The organism is Citrobacter sp. Cpo012 (assembly GCF_030333015.1).
Lineage (GTDB): Bacteria > Pseudomonadota > Gammaproteobacteria > Enterobacterales > Enterobacteriaceae > Citrobacter > Citrobacter portucalensis.
This window is the reverse complement of sequence record NZ_JAOWGR010000041.1, coordinates 42,093-57,097: the sequence shown is the minus strand read 5'-3', so window position 1 is coordinate 57,097 and position 15,005 is coordinate 42,093. Positions and strand designations below refer to the sequence as shown.

General features: G+C 53.3%; 17 protein-coding genes. All 17 read left to right on the top strand.

The annotated features are described in order from the left end of the window. The first annotated feature begins 39 nt into the window (after positions 1-39). The 17 genes from OGX90_RS16515 to OGX90_RS16435 all read left to right on the top strand — a co-directional run bounded on the left by OGX90_RS16515 (position 40) and on the right by OGX90_RS16435 (position 15,001). Complete coding sequence (locus OGX90_RS16515) at positions 40-819, top strand: type IV pilus biogenesis protein PilM (protein WP_191215357.1); 780 nt, start codon at positions 40-42, stop codon at positions 817-819. Beyond that, positions 819-1,358 (top strand): PilN domain-containing protein, encoded by a 540-nt coding sequence (locus tag OGX90_RS16510; RefSeq protein WP_286624319.1) that lies wholly within the window; start codon positions 819-821, stop codon positions 1,356-1,358. Before OGX90_RS16515 ends, OGX90_RS16510 begins: the two co-directional genes overlap by 1 nt. Beyond that, positions 1,342-1,797 carry a HofO family protein gene (locus OGX90_RS16505; protein WP_032945211.1) on the top strand — a complete coding sequence of 152 codons (456 nt, stop codon included), beginning with the start codon at positions 1,342-1,344 and terminating at the stop codon, positions 1,795-1,797. The genes OGX90_RS16510 and OGX90_RS16505 overlap by 17 nt, the downstream gene beginning before the upstream one ends. Next, positions 1,787-2,200, top strand: coding sequence for a HofP DNA utilization family protein (locus OGX90_RS16500; RefSeq protein ID WP_286624317.1), 414 nt, complete (start codon positions 1,787-1,789; stop codon positions 2,198-2,200). The genes OGX90_RS16505 and OGX90_RS16500 overlap by 11 nt, the downstream gene beginning before the upstream one ends. Continuing rightward, the gene (gene hofQ, locus OGX90_RS16495) at positions 2,103-3,335 is read left to right on the top strand and encodes a DNA uptake porin HofQ (protein WP_286624316.1); all 1,233 of its coding nucleotides are present in this window, start codon (positions 2,103-2,105) and stop codon (positions 3,333-3,335) included. The genes OGX90_RS16500 and hofQ overlap by 98 nt, the downstream gene beginning before the upstream one ends. A 404-nt stretch (positions 3,336-3,739) precedes the next feature. Continuing rightward, positions 3,740-4,261, top strand: coding sequence for a shikimate kinase AroK (gene aroK / locus OGX90_RS16490; protein ID WP_003023552.1), 522 nt, complete (start codon positions 3,740-3,742; stop codon positions 4,259-4,261). Positions 4,262-4,318: 57 nt separating this feature from the next. Beyond that, a complete protein-coding gene (gene aroB / locus OGX90_RS16485; protein ID WP_003827681.1) occupies positions 4,319-5,407 on the top strand; it encodes a 3-dehydroquinate synthase in 1,089 nt (362 codons plus the stop codon). Between the two features lie 96 nt (positions 5,408-5,503). After that, positions 5,504-6,808, top strand: coding sequence for a cell division protein DamX (gene damX / locus OGX90_RS16480; protein ID WP_071446675.1), 1,305 nt, complete (start codon positions 5,504-5,506; stop codon positions 6,806-6,808). 117 nt (positions 6,809-6,925) lie between these two features. Further along, a complete protein-coding gene (gene dam / locus OGX90_RS16475) occupies positions 6,926-7,759 on the top strand; it encodes an adenine-specific DNA-methyltransferase (RefSeq protein ID WP_286586029.1) in 834 nt (277 codons plus the stop codon). 20 nt (positions 7,760-7,779) lie between these two features. Beyond that, entirely contained in the window at positions 7,780-8,457 is a 678-nt protein-coding gene (gene rpe, locus OGX90_RS16470) for a ribulose-phosphate 3-epimerase (RefSeq protein WP_003023561.1), read from the top strand. Continuing rightward, on the top strand, positions 8,450-9,208 hold the full coding sequence (gene gph, locus OGX90_RS16465) for a phosphoglycolate phosphatase (RefSeq protein WP_286624314.1): 759 nt from the start codon (positions 8,450-8,452) through the stop codon (positions 9,206-9,208). Before rpe ends, gph begins: the two co-directional genes overlap by 8 nt. Further along, a complete protein-coding gene (gene trpS / locus OGX90_RS16460) occupies positions 9,201-10,205 on the top strand; it encodes a tryptophan--tRNA ligase (RefSeq protein ID WP_003827687.1) in 1,005 nt (334 codons plus the stop codon). Before gph ends, trpS begins: the two co-directional genes overlap by 8 nt. 165 nt (positions 10,206-10,370) lie before the next feature. Further along, positions 10,371-11,276: a GntR family transcriptional regulator YhfZ gene (gene yhfZ, locus OGX90_RS16455; protein WP_111464652.1), complete on the top strand. Its 906-nt coding sequence runs from the start codon at positions 10,371-10,373 to the stop codon at positions 11,274-11,276. A gap of 15 nt (positions 11,277-11,291) precedes the next feature. Further along, a complete protein-coding gene (locus OGX90_RS16450; RefSeq protein WP_020996077.1) occupies positions 11,292-11,654 on the top strand; it encodes a hypothetical protein in 363 nt (120 codons plus the stop codon). An 82-nt stretch (positions 11,655-11,736) separates the two neighbouring features. Further along, positions 11,737-12,900, top strand: a complete 1,164-nt coding sequence (locus OGX90_RS16445; RefSeq protein WP_235126370.1) for a YhfX family PLP-dependent enzyme — start codon at positions 11,737-11,739, stop codon at positions 12,898-12,900. Further along, positions 12,900-14,126 (top strand): phosphopentomutase, encoded by a 1,227-nt coding sequence (locus tag OGX90_RS16440; RefSeq protein WP_008786316.1) that lies wholly within the window; start codon positions 12,900-12,902, stop codon positions 14,124-14,126. The genes OGX90_RS16445 and OGX90_RS16440 overlap by 1 nt, the downstream gene beginning before the upstream one ends. Next, positions 14,123-15,001 (top strand): phosphotriesterase-related protein, encoded by an 879-nt coding sequence (locus OGX90_RS16435; RefSeq protein WP_008786315.1) that lies wholly within the window; start codon positions 14,123-14,125, stop codon positions 14,999-15,001. Before OGX90_RS16440 ends, OGX90_RS16435 begins: the two co-directional genes overlap by 4 nt. Positions 15,002-15,005: the final 4 nt, after the last annotated feature.

Here is a 15,005-nt window from a genome sequence, read left to right as displayed (position 1 = left end):
TACCCGTTAAAGCGACGGGTGATAAGGAGATCATTAGCAATGGCTTTCAATATCTGGAAAATTGGTCTGCATATTCAGCAACATGAAGCGCTGGCTGTCGCTATCGTTCGCGAAGCATCAGGTTGGTATCTGCAACGCTGGTGGCGTATACCGCTGACGCCTCAGGTTATCGTCGATGGCCACATTCGCGAGCCTGAACAGCTGGTCACCGCGCTACTGCCGTGGAGCCGGGAGCTCCCTCGCCGACACCATATTCATCTCTCTTTTCCCGCCAACAGGACGTTACAAAAAAAGTTTCCTCGTCCGACAATGACGTTACGCGAGCCAGAGCAAACCGCATGGTTGTCCGGTTCGATGGCGCGTGAACTCGATATGGCGCCGGATGCGCTGCATTTTGATTATAGCGAAGACACGTTGAGCCCGGCATTTAACGTCACTGCTGCGCAAAGCAAAGAGATTTCAGCGCTTCTGACGCTTATCCAAACCCTGAAGGTGCAGGTTACGGCGATTACACCGGATGCCAGCGCGTTACAGCGATTTATTCCCTTCTTGCCAGAGCATCAGCAGTGTCTGGTATGGCGTGATGACGCCCAGTGGTTATGGGCGACCCGTTCGGCATGGGGACGTAAATCAACGAGCGATATTGGCAGTATCGATGAGCTTGCCACGACATTATCTCTGCCCACGACAGCCATTGCGCAATGCTCCCCTGGCGGCTTCGACCCTTTGAGCGCCGTGTCTGTACGCCAGCCGCCCATTCCAACGCAAAGCCATCACTTCGCCATTGCGCTGGGACTCGCTATGGGAGGCGCGTACTGATGATAGCGACCATTAATCTTCTGCCCTGGCGTCAGACTCGGCGTTACGCTTGCCTGCGCTTCTGGGGCATCTTATTTAGCGCTTCGTTACTGCTTAGTATTGGCGTGTTGTTGCGCTACTACAGCGTGTTGAGTGTAGAAAATCGGGCTGAATTACTGCTGGCAGACGCCGAAAAGACGCGTGTCGAGGCCTTAATGGCGCTAAAGCCGCGTATGCAGCAGCGCCAGCAACGATGGCAACAGGTGCAGGCACGGAACAAACAGCGTGAGCAGACCCGAAGCTGGCAGTCGGTTTTGCAAGAGCTGGTGGAATTACTGCCTGAGCAGGCGTGGTTAACAAAAATGACCTGGCAACAGGACACGCTGGAACTGACGGGAAACACGCTGAACTTTGCCGCGCTGAAGACTCTGGAAACGCAATTACGCCAGCGGCCATTATTTCAGTTGAGCTGCCCCGGTGAAACGCAGCAGGATGCGCAGGGACGCTGGCAATTCCACTATCGACTGACACGGAGCGGTGCGCATGATAACGCTCTGTGATGTCTGGTTAGCGCAGTCGCCGCGCTTTCGACTCATCTGCTGGTGCGGCTGGATGTTGGGGCTACTCATACTGGTGACGTTATGTCTTTATCCCGTAGCGCGGGAGCGGACGATGCAACGCGAGACGCTGGTCCAGCAACGTGCAGCTATTCAGATGCAATGGCGAGATGTCTATCTGCTGGCGGCATCACCAGCAGAGCCGGAAGAGAAACTGACCCTGTTCTCTCCACTACTGTTTCAGACTTCACTTACTCGTCTTATCCACTGGCAACCCTCCGCGCAAGGCGGAGAGATGGCGCTGATATCGGCCTGGGATGCTATCCCGCAGACGTTTGTCCAGTTGGCGGATCAGGGGATGAACGTCAGCCGATTTTCGCTTAGCGCAGAAGACACGGAGCTGCTGCTAACGCTACAGCTGGAGCGTCTGAATGACGGTTGAACGCTGGCTGTTGATATGCGTAAGCGTACTGATGCTCACCGGTATGCGTAATCCCTTCCTGCCGCCGGAGGACCGTTGCCAAATTGCTGAGCTGTCGACATGGCGCTTTCAGGGCATGGTGAGCCAGGGCACGCGACCCATCGGCATCGTTCAGGATAGCCAGAAAAAATGGCGGCGGGTTAAGCCAAATGACGTCCTGAAAAACGGTTGGACGATTACGCAGATAACGGCCCAGAACATAATCCTCGGCACAGAAAAAAACTGCGAACCGCCGTGGTGGCAGTGGCAACGACAAGGAGCGGTAAATGAAGCGATGGATAGCGTGGATAGTAATAGCGCTGGCGGTCGGGATAACGAGCGCACTGGCGACGAAACCGCAAAACGTGACGCTGGTGGTCGATAATGTGCCGGTTACTCAGGTATTGCAGGCGCTGGCTGAACAGGAACAGAAAAACCTGGTGGTTTCGCCAGATGTCAGCGGTGTGCTGTCGCTGCATTTGACGGATGTCCCCTGGAAGCAGGCACTGCAGACGGTGGTAAAAAGTGCCGGGCTGGTATTACGCCAGGAGGGAAACATCCTGCATGTGCATTCTGTTCAATGGCAGAATGACAATGCGGCCCGCCAGGACAATGAACAGGCGCGGATTCAGGCCAGTTTGCCGCTGGAGCAGCGCAGCATTATTTTGCACTATGCTGATGCTGCCGAGCTGGCAAAAGCAGGAGAAAAACTGCTCAGTGCCAAGGGAAGCATGACGGTGGATAAACGGACCAACCGCTTACTGCTGCGTGATAATAGCGTTGCGCTTAACACCCTGGAAAAGTGGGTATCGCAAATGGATTTGCCGGTTGCCCAGGTCGAACTGGCGGCGCATATCGTCACCATAAATGAAAAAAGTTTGCGCGAGCTGGGGGTGAAGTGGTCGCTGGCTGACGCACAACAATCGGGGGCGGTTGGGAATGTCACGACGCTTGCCGGCGACCTTTCTGTAGCCACCGCCACATCCCGTGTGGGATTTAATATTGGCCGCATTAACGGTCGTTTACTGGAACTGGAGTTGTCTGCGCTGGAGGATATCATCGCCAGCCCACGATTACTGGCATCTCATCTGCAACCTGCCAGTATTAAGCAGGGCAGTGAGATCCCTTATCAGGTCTCCAGCGGTGAAAGCGGTGCGACATCCGTCGAGTTCAAGGAAGCGGTACTGGGGATGGAGGTAACACCAACGGTGTTGCAGAAAGGGAGAATCAGGCTGAAACTGCATATCAGCCAGAATGTTCCCGGACAGGTTCTACAGCAGGCAGATGGCGAAGTGCTGGCTATCGACAAGCAGGAGATTGAAACTCAGGTCGAGGTAAAAAGCGGCGAGACGATTGCGCTTGGCGGGATTTTTTCACATAAGAATAAATCCGCAGCCGACAGCGTGCCGCTATTAGGCGACATTCCCTGGCTTGGCTCTCTTTTTCGCCATGATGGTAAAGAAGACGAACGGCGCGAATTAGTGGTCTTTATTACGCCCAGACTGGTTTCAACGGAATAACTTATGCATGAAAAGCCGTTGTTTTTGCACTGAACACGTTTCAGGGATTTGACGTGAGGGTGTATTTAGCATACAAGGAGTACCGATTTGAGCGTCGGTACTTTTCTTTACTTATGCGGCAGTGAATACGCTTTGCCTTTCCGGTGGTGTGCCATAGGCTTATTGGGTGTCATTTGACTGCGCGATACGTCGCCAGGTCTGATGTTTGCAGGGTAGCATGCCTGCCACGACCAGAAATGCGTTAGGTTTGGTGATTTATTCAGTTGCCAAACCCGCTTGAGTATTGAGATAATTTTCAGTCTGACTCTCGCAATATCTTATGAGGTTTCAGTTCATGTCCTGCTGCGCTGGGTGTCTGCGAAGCGGGTTTACCATTAACGAATAGTCTTAGTAGTACCGAAAAAATGGCAGAGAAACGCAATATCTTTCTGGTTGGGCCTATGGGTGCCGGAAAAAGCACTATTGGGCGCCAGTTAGCTCAACAACTCAATATGGAATTTTACGATTCTGATCAAGAGATTGAGAAACGAACCGGAGCTGATGTGGGCTGGGTCTTCGATGTAGAAGGTGAAGACGGCTTCCGTGATCGCGAAGAAAAAGTCATCAACGAGTTGACGGAAAAACAGGGTATTGTGCTGGCAACTGGCGGTGGCTCTGTAAAATCACGTGAAACACGTAACCGTCTTTCCGCGCGTGGCGTCGTGGTCTATCTTGAAACGACAATTGAAAAACAACTTGCACGTACTCAACGTGACAAGAAACGCCCGCTGCTGCAGGTAGAATCACCGCCTCGTGAAGTTCTGGAAGCGTTGGCTGACGAACGCAATCCTCTGTACGAAGAGATTGCTGACGTGACCATTCGCACCGACGATCAGAGCGCAAAAGTCGTAGCAAACCAGATTATTCATATGTTGGAAAGCAACTAATTCTGGCTGAATACACACTCGTCTGCGGGTACAAGTAACTAAGGTGGATGTCGCGTAATGGAGAGGATCACAGTCACTCTCGGGGAACGTAGTTACCCTATCACCATCGCGGCTGGTTTGTTCAATGAGCCAGCTTCATTCTTACCGCTGAAATCGGGCGATCAGGTTATGTTGGTGACCAACGAAACCCTGGCTCCCCTTTATCTCGATAAGGTTCGCGGCGTACTTGAACAGGCGGGTGTTAACGTTGATAGCGTTATCCTTCCCGATGGCGAGCAGTATAAAAGCCTGACGGTTCTGGATACGGTTTTCACCGCGTTACTGCAAAAACCGCATGGTCGTGATACCACGTTAGTTGCCCTTGGCGGCGGCGTGATTGGCGATCTGACCGGTTTTGCGGCAGCCAGCTATCAACGTGGTGTTCGTTTTATTCAAGTCCCGACAACTCTGTTGTCGCAGGTCGACTCCTCCGTTGGCGGCAAAACCGCCGTAAACCATCCCCTCGGTAAAAACATGATTGGCGCGTTTTACCAACCGGCCTCCGTGGTGGTGGATCTCGATTGTCTGAAAACGCTTCCTGCGCGTGAGCTGGCATCGGGGCTGGCGGAAGTGATCAAATACGGCATCATTCTTGACGGCGAATTTTTCAGCTGGCTGGAAGACAATCTGGATGCGTTACTGCGTCTGGATGGTCCGGCAATGGCGTACTGTATCCGTCGTTGTTGTGAGCTGAAAGCAGAAGTTGTCGCAGCAGACGAGCGTGAAATGGGCTTACGTGCTTTACTGAATCTGGGACACACGTTTGGCCATGCGATCGAAGCTGAAATGGGTTATGGCAATTGGTTACATGGTGAAGCAGTCGCAGCAGGTATGGTAATGGCTGCCCGTACGTCAGAACGTTTGGGTCAGTTCACCTCCGCTGATACGCAGCGCATCATTACGCTGTTACAGCGAGCAGGCTTACCGGTGAATGGGCCGCGTGAAATGTCCACCGAGGCTTATCTGCCGCACATGCTGCGAGATAAAAAAGTGTTAGCGGGAGAGATTCGTTTGGTGCTTCCGCGAGCGATAGGGAAGAGTGAAGTGCGCGGCGGAGTGTCGCACGAGGTGGTTCTTAACGCTATTGCTGATTGCCAGCAGGCGTAACAACAAGAAAGGTCAGGCTTACGTTGCGAAACGTAGGTCTTTTAGCTTCAGGTTATGTGCAAAGTCGTAAGCATTAACCTTTGAGTGGGGTGTTAAATGGATGAATTCAAACCAGAAGACGAGCTGAAACCCGATCCCAGCGATCGTCGTACTGGTCGTTCTCGTCAATCGTCTGAACGCGATAATGAGCCGCAAATCAATTTTGATGATGTTGATCTGGATGCTGACGATCGCCGTCCTGCACGAGCACGCAAAGAGCGTGAAGAAGAGCAGGACATTGAAGAAGAGTATGAATCTGATGACGATGCCGTGGATGAAGAGCGTGTAGAACGTCGTCCGCGCAAGCGTAAGAAAGCCGCCAGCAAACCTGCCTCCCGCCAATATATGATGATGGGTGTGGGCGTTCTGGTACTGCTGCTGCTGATTATCGGCATTGGTTCTGCGCTGAAAGCCCCCTCATCTTCTTCCAATGAGCAGGCAGCATCTGGTGAGAAGAGCATCGATCTTTCTGGCAGCAATGCAACGGATCAGGCGAGCGCAACGGCTCCTGCAACGGGCACTGAGCAGACCGCTGGCAATACCCAGCAGGATGTTTCCCTGCCACCGATTTCCTCTACCCCGACTCAAGGTCAGGCACCTGCGGCAACCGAAGGCCAGCAGCGTGTTGAAGTGCAGGGCGATTTGAACAATGCTCTGACACAACCGCAGGGTCAGGAGCAGGTTAACAACGCCGTGGTTAACTCTACGCTGCCGACCGAACCTGCGACCGTTGCGCCGATGCGTAATGGTAATGCTGCGCGCCAGACGGCGAAAACGGAAACGACTGAGCGTCCTGCTGCTACGCGCCAGGAACGTAAACAGGCCGTTATTGAGCCGAAGAGCAAACCGCAAACTACGGTGAAAGCGACGCCGACAGAGCCGAAACCTGTTGCTCAGGCAAAACCAACCGTAACTGCTACCGCGCCGACCACCACAACTAAAGCACCTGTGGTAACCGCTACGCCGAAAGCGACCGCTGAGCCGAAAGCAACTGCGACGCCAACGCAGACCGCAACGCCTGCGCCAACGGCGACAGCAACAACGACAACGCCTGTTGCTGGCGGAGCGAAAAGTGCAGGTAATGTTGGAGCGTTAAAATCTGCGCCGTCCAGCCATTACACGTTGCAGCTCAGTAGTTCTTCTAACTACGACAACCTGAACGGTTGGGCGAAGAAAGAAAACCTGAAGAACTACGTGGTGTACCAGACGACGCGTAACGGTCAACCGTGGTATGTTCTGGTGACAGGCGTGTATGCGTCTAAAGAAGACGCGAAACGTGCAGTGTCTACGTTACCCGCTGATATTCAGGCGAAAAACCCGTGGGCAAAACCGCTGCATCAGGTTCAGGCCGATTTGAAGTAAGATAGGATATGTTCTGCAATGGTTTGATGTTTCGCCCAATTGCGGGACAAAGACTAAAGCGCAGGATGCTGTCGGAGCTTTCTCCACAGCCGGAGAAGGTGTAATTAGTTAGTCAGCATGAAAAAAAATCGCGCTTTTTTGAAATGGGCAGGGGGGAAATACCCCCTGCTTGATGATATCAAACGGCATTTACCTCAGGGTGAGTGCCTGATTGAACCTTTCGTGGGTGCCGGGTCGGTGTTTCTCAACACCGACTTTTCTCGTTATATTCTTGCCGATATCAACAGCGACCTTATCAGTCTCTATAACATCGTGAAGACGCGTACCGATGAGTATGTGCAGGCTTCGCGTGAGCTGTTTATGCCTGAAACCAATCAGGCTGAGGTGTACTATCGGTTCAGAGAAGAATTTAATGCCAGCGAGGATCCGTTCCGCAGAGCAGTGCTGTTCTTGTATCTGAACCGCTTTGGTTACAACGGATTGTGCCGTTATAACCTGCGCGGCGAGTTTAACGTCCCGTTTGGGCGTTATAAAAAACCTTACTTCCCGGAAGCCGAGTTGTACCATTTTGCTGAGAAAGCGCAGAATGCGGAGTTCCATTGCCTCTCCTATGAAGAGTGCATGAACCGTGCGGATAGCAACTCTGTGGTCTATTGTGACCCGCCTTATGCACCGCTTTCGGCGACGGCAAATTTCACTGCGTATCACACCAACAGCTTTAGCCCGAAAGAGCAGGCGCATTTGGCCGAGATGGCAGAAAAGCTGGTCAGTAAGCAGATCCCGGTGTTAATTTCGAACCACGATACGCCCGATACCCGTGAATGGTACCGAGCGGCGAAACATTTTCAGGTCAAAGTGCGGCGCAGCATAAGCAGCAATGGCGGCACGCGTAAAAAGGTGAACGAACTGCTGGCACTGTATAAACCAGGAGTCGTAACGCCTGCGAAGTAATAAATCTCAAGGAGAAGCGGATGAAACAGTATTTGATCGCCCCCTCAATTCTGTCGGCTGATTTTGCCCGCCTGGGTGAGGACACCGCGAGAGCGCTGACTGCCGGTGCCGATGTCGTGCACTTCGACGTCATGGACAATCACTACGTACCGAACCTGACCATCGGACCGATGGTACTGAAATCGCTGCGTAAATATGGCATCACCGCCCCGATTGATGTTCACCTGATGGTGAAACCGGTCGATCGGATTGTCCCGGACTTCGCCGCCGCTGGCGCCAGCATCATTACTTTTCATCCGGAAGCCTCCGAGCATGTCGATCGCACTTTACAGCTGATCAAAGAGCATGGCTGTAAAGCGGGCCTGGTGTTCAACCCGGCAACACCGCTGAGCTATCTGGACTACGTCATGGATAAGCTCGATGTGATCCTGCTGATGTCCGTTAACCCAGGCTTTGGCGGACAGTCCTTCATCCCACAAACGCTGGATAAGCTGCGCGAAGTGCGTCGTCGTATTGATGAATCTGGCTACGATATCCGCCTCGAAGTGGACGGTGGCGTCAAAGTGAATAACATTGGTGAAATTGCCGCAGCAGGCGCAGATATGTTTGTCGCAGGCTCCGCCATTTTCGACCAACCAGACTACAAAAAAGTCATTGATGAAATGCGCAATGAACTGGCGAAGGTAAGTCATGGATAAGTTTCAGGAAATTCGGGGTGCTGCATTTGACCTCGACGGCACGCTGGTCGACAGCGCGCCGGGATTAGCCGCAGCGGTGGACATGGCGCTGTATGCGCTGGAACTGCCGGTTGCCGGAGAAGAACGCGTTATCACCTGGATTGGTAACGGTGCAGATGTACTGATGGAGCGCGCGCTGGCGTGGTCCCGTCAGGAGCGCGCAACATTACGTAAAACGATGGGTAAACCGCCCGTTGATGATGATATTCCCGCCGAGGAGCAGGTACGTATTTTGCGTAAGCTGTTCGACAGATACTACGGCGATGTCGCAGAAGAGGGGACATTCCTGTTCCCTGATGTTGCCGACACGCTGGGCGCGCTGCATGCGAAAGGATTGCCGCTGGGTCTGGTGACCAACAAACCGACCCCGTTTGTCGCGCCATTGCTCGAAGCATTAGATATCGCCAGGTACTTTAGCGTGGTCATCGGTGGTGACGACGTGCAGAATAAAAAACCGCATCCGGATCCGCTGCTGCTGGTGGCAAGTAAGCTTGGCATCAAGCCTGAGCAAATGCTCTTCGTAGGGGATTCACGCAATGATATTCAGGCGGCAAAAGCTGCTGGCTGTCCGTCCGTTGGCCTGACCTATGGCTACAACTACGGCGAGTCGATCGCGCTGAGCCAGCCCGACGTTATTTACGACCGTATTAATGAACTACTGCCCGCTCTCGGGCTTCCGCATAGCGAAAATCAGGAATCAAAAAATGACTAAGCCCATCGTTTTTAGTGGCGCACAGCCCTCAGGTGAATTGACCATTGGCAACTATATGGGTGCGCTGCGTCAGTGGGTGAGCATGCAGGATGACTACCATTGCATCTACTGCATCGTTGACCAACATGCCATCACCGTTCGTCAGGATGCTCAGCAGCTGCGTAAAGCAACGCTCGATACGCTGGCGCTGTATCTGGCATGCGGTATCGATCCTGAAAAAAGCACCATTTTCGTGCAGTCTCACGTACCGGAGCATGCACAGTTAGGTTGGGCGCTGAACTGCTACACCTACTTCGGCGAGCTGAGCCGTATGACCCAGTTCAAAGACAAATCCGCGCGCTATGCGGAGAACATCAACGCCGGTCTGTTTGATTATCCGGTACTGATGGCGGCAGACATCCTGTTGTATCAGACCAACCAGGTACCGGTTGGCGAAGATCAGAAACAGCATCTGGAACTGAGCCGCGATATCGCCCAGCGCTTTAATGCCCTGTATGGCGACATCTTCAAAGTGCCTGAGCCGTTCATTCCTAAATCCGGCGCGCGCGTGATGTCGCTGCTGGAGCCGACGAAGAAAATGTCCAAGTCGGATGACAACCGCAACAACGTGATCGGTCTGCTGGAAGATCCGAAATCTGTGGTTAAGAAAATCAAACGTGCGATGACCGACTCCGAAGAGCCGCCGGTTGTACGCTACGACGTGCAGAACAAAGCGGGTGTTTCCAACCTGCTGGATATTCTCTCCGCCGTCACCGGTAAGAGCATTCCGGAGCTGGAACAGCACTTCGAAGGCAAAATGTATGGTCATCTGAAAGGTGAAGTCGCAGAGGCCGTTTCCGGTATGCTGACTGAGCTTCAGGAGCGCTATCACCGTTTCCGTAACGATGAAGCTTTCCTGCAGAAAGTGATGAAAGAAGGTGCGGAAAAAGCCAGCGCCCGCGCATCTGTTACGCTGAAAGCCGTTTACGAAGCGATTGGTTTTGTCGCCAAGCCGTAATGCTCCCTGCGATACTGAAGAAACCGGGTTACGCCCGGTTTTTTTTCGCCTGCTCGTTTGTGAACCTCAAAAAATGTGAAGCGCCTCGCCGTTTGCATATTTCCTCATTGCGTTATATCTTCACTTTAATGAAGATATAAATATTCAATTTACTGAAAATATAAAATGCGTCGGACATTTATCAAGAAAGAGGGGGTTGTGCTGACAACCCTGGCCCGTTACCTGCTCGGTGAGAAGTGCGGTAACAGACTAAAAACTATCGATGAACTGGCAACCGAGTGTCACTCATCGGTAGGGTTAACCCAGGCCGCGTTGAAAACGCTGGAATCTTCCGGGGCAATCCGTATTGAGCGTCGCGGGCGTAACGGTAGCTATCTGGTGGAGATGGATAACCGTACGCTGCTAAAGCATGTAGATATTAATAACGTAGTTTGTGCGATGCCGCTGCCCTACACCCGTTTATATGAAGGGCTGGCGAGTGGGCTGAAGGCGCAGTTCGACGGGATCCCATTTTATTACGCACACATGCGTGGGGCTGATATTCGCGTGGAATGCCTGCTAAACGGCGTCTACGACATGGCGGTGGTTTCTCGTCTGGCGGCGGAAAGTTACCTTGCCCAGGACAGATTGCGTATCACGTTGGCGCTGGGGCCGCATACCTACGTTGGCGAGCACCAGCTGATTTGTCGCAAGGGCGAATCTGCAACAGTAAAACGTGTCGGTCTGGATAACCGTTCGGCGGATCAGAAAATCATGACCGAGGCCTGTTTTGGCGACCGTGACGTTGAATTGATCGATATGCCCTATCACGAGAGCTTACAGCGCATCGCGAAAGGGGACGTGGACGCGGTTATCTGGAACGTGGTTGCGGAGGCCGAGCTGGCAGTTTTGGGATTAGAAGCCACGCCGCTTACCAACGATCCGCGGTTTCTTCAGGCCACGGAGGCCGTGGTACTGACCCGGGCAGAGGATTATCCGATGCAACAGCTACTGCGAGCCGTTGTTAATAAAGAGGCGCTGCTTGCCCACCAGCAACGTGTGGCGAACGGTGAACAGGAACCCAGTTATTAAGTGAAGGCGAACGACATGGAAAACAGGCTTAACCTGCTGTGCGAAGCAGGCGTTATCGACAAGGATATTTGCAGCGGCATGCTGCAAGTAGTCAGGCGGTTGGATGAAGAGTGGTGTTTGCCGATTCACAATGAGCAAGGAACCATGGCGATGACCCATATGGCGAGCGCGTTAATGCGTAGCCGCAAGGGCGAAGTGATTGAAGCACTGGATGGTGAGCTGTTAGAGGAGCTGACGCAATCTCATCTCTGGCCAACTATTTTGCTGGTACATCAGGCGTTGCTGAAAGAGTTCACGGTGACGCTGCACGCGAATGAAGAAGGCTACATGTTGGCGAACTTGTATGGATTGTGGATGGCTGCGAACGAAGGCGTCTAAAACCCATGGAGATTAGCCTATTGCACCCTAAATATTCAAAAAAATGAATATTTAGCTGAAGGATTAGAAACGAGGCAGAGAAATGTTTATAGAGGCATTGAAACGCCAGAACCCCGCGCTTATCTCAGCTGCTATCGCGTTGTGGCAGCAGGGAAAGATCGCACCTGACAGTTGGGTTATTGATGTTGACCAGGTTATCGAGAATGGTAAACGCCTGCTGGATGTCGCGAGGCAACATGGCATTTCGCTATATCTGATGACCAAACAGGTAGGACGTAACCCGTGGCTGGCGGACAGGCTGTTGCAGCTTGGCTATGAAGGCATCGTGGTTGTCGATTACAAGGAGAGTCGCGTGATGCGTCGTGCCGGGTTACCGGTTGCGCACCAGGGACATCTGGTGCAGATCCCGTCGCGACTGGTCAATGACGCAGTGGCGCAGGGCACTGAGGTCATCACGTTGTTCTCGCTGGAGAAAGCGCGCGAAGTTTCAGCTGCAGCGGTGAAGGCTGGCTGTGAACAGAACGTGATGCTGAAAGTGTACGACAAGGATGATTTTCTCTATCCGGGGCAGGAAAGCGGATTTCCTCTTATGTATCTGACGGATGTGGTCAATGAAATTCGCAGGCTGCCGGGCTTACGCCTGAGCGGGTTGACCCATTTCCCCTGCCTGTTATGGGATGAAAACTCAGCGCAGACGATGCCGACGCCTAATCTGCACACGCTGGTGAATGCACGACGTCAGTTGGCGGAAGCCGGGATTGCCATTGAGCAACTTAATGCGCCGTCAGCCAGTAGCTGTTCGTCACTCCCTCTGCTGGCGGAATATGGCGTCACCCACGCCGAGCCGGGTCATGCACTGACAGGCACTATTCCTTCCAATCAAAAAGGCGACCAGCCGGAACGAATCGCGATGCTGTGGCTGAGCGAGGTATCGCACAATTTTCGCGGGGACAGTTATTGCTACGGTGGGGGTTATTACCGTCGCGGCCATGCGCAAAATGCGCTGGTCTTTACGCCAGAAAGTGATTCGCCGATCGCAGCGAAGCTAAAACCCGTAGATGACAGCAGTATTGACTACTACCTGCCTGTTGCTGGGGAGTTTCCGGTGAGCAGCGCGGTGATCTTCTGTTTTCGCACCCAGATCTTCGTGACGCGTAGCGACGTGGTGCTGGTGTCGGGTATTCAGCACGGTGCAGCTGAAATCGTCGCGCGTTACGACAGTCTCGGCAATATTCTGGAGGACTAATGGCCCGATTCGTGGTGTTAGTAATCGACAGTTTTGGCGTTGGTGCAATGAAAGACGTCACGCGGGTCAGGCCGCAGGATGCCGGAGCGAATACCTGTGGTCATATCCTGGGCGAACTCCCGCAGTTACGGCTGCCAACGCTGGAAAAGTTGGGGCTGATTAACGCTCTGGGCTTTGCCCCAGGCGTGATGAAACCCTCTGCATCAGCAGTCTGGGGCGTTGCGGAGCTGCAGCATGAAGGGGGAGATACCTTTATGGGCCATCAGGAGATTTTAGGCACACGGCCTCAGGCCCCGCTGCGGATGCCATTTAGCGACGTCATCGATGGAGTTGAACAGGCGCTGAAAGCCGCGGGCTGGCATGTGGAACGCCGCGGCGACGACCTGGCGTTTCTTTGGGTCAACGATGCGGTTGCGGTGGGCGATAACCTCGAAGCGGATTTAGGTCAGGTCTACAACATTACCGCCAATCTTGCCGTTATCCCGTTTGATGAGGTGCTAAAGATAGGCCGGGTGGTGCGTGAGCAGGTTCAGGTTGGGCGCGTGATCGCGTTTGGCGGTCAGCTTGCAGACAGTCAGCGCATTCTGGATGCCGCCGAGACCAAAGAGGGACGCTTTATCGGTATTAACGCCCCACGCTCCGGCGCCTATGAAAATGGCTTCCAGGTCAGGCATATGGGTTTTGGTGTAGATGAGCAGGTACAGGTACCGCAAAAACTGTATGACGCCGGAATCCCTACCGTGCTGGTCGGTAAAGTGGCGGACATCGTTGGCAATCCGCACGGGCGCAGCTGGCAAAACCTGGTGGATAGCCAGCAGATCATGGATATCACGCTTAACGAATTTAACGCTGAGTCGACGGTATTTATCTGTACCAACATTCAGGAGACCGACCTCGCCGGGCATGCGGAAGACGTGGAACGTTATGCGGAGCGGTTGCAGCTTGTCGATCTTAATCTTTCGCGCCTTCTGGCCGCTATGGATCCAAATGACTGCCTGGTGGTTATGGCCGATCACGGTAACGATCCGACCATTGGTCACAGCCATCATACCCGGGAAGTTGTGCCGGTATTGGTATATCAACAGGGGCTGGCGCCTGCGCAATTAGGCATCCGGGCGACGTTATCTGACGTTGGCGCTACGGTGTGTGAATTTTTCGGCGCGGCGGCACCACAAAATGGCTGTTCTTTTCTCTCGGCATTGCGCCTTACAGGAGACACTTTATGAACTTTGATCCGACGGGCTACACCTGGGTCCACGAACATCTGCATATCGATCTCTCCGGGTTCAAGAATAACCTCGACTGCCGGTTAGATCAGTACGATCTCATTTGTCAGGAAATGAAGGATCTCCGGGCGTTAGGCGTCAGCAACATTATTGAGATGACCAACCGCTATATGGGGCGTAATCCGCAATTCATGCTCGACCTGATGCGCGAGACCGGAATCAACGTCGTGGCCTGCACTGGCTATTACCAGGATGCGTTCTTCCCTGAACATGTTGCGGCCCGCAGCGTGGAACAGCTCGCGCAGGAGATGGTCGATGAGATAGTTATCGGTATTGATGGTACTGAATTGAAGGCCGGAATTATCGCGGAAATCGGCTCCAGTGAAGGTGTGATTACGCCGCTTGAAGAGAAGGTGTTTATCGCCGCGGCGCGGGCACACATCGAAACCGGACGCCCCATCTCAACCCATACCTCTTTTAGCACGATGGGGGTGGAACAGCTGGTGTTGCTACAGGCGCACGGCGTCGACCTTTCCCGCGTAACCGTTGGTCACTGCGACCTGAAAGATAACCTCGACAATATCTTACGCATGATCGATCTCGGTGCGTATGTGCAATTCGATACCATCGGTAAAAACAGCTATTACCCGGACGAGAACCGCATTGGCATGCTGCATGAGCTACGTAATCGCGGGTTGTTGAATCGCGTGATGCTCTCCATGGATATTACCCGCCGCTCGCATTTAAAAGCCAATGGCGGCAATGGCTATGACTATCTGTTAACCACTTTTATCCCACAGTTGCGCCAGTCAGGATTCAGCCAGGCCGATGTGGACACGATGTTGCGTGATAACCCCTCACAATTTTTCCAATAAGGAC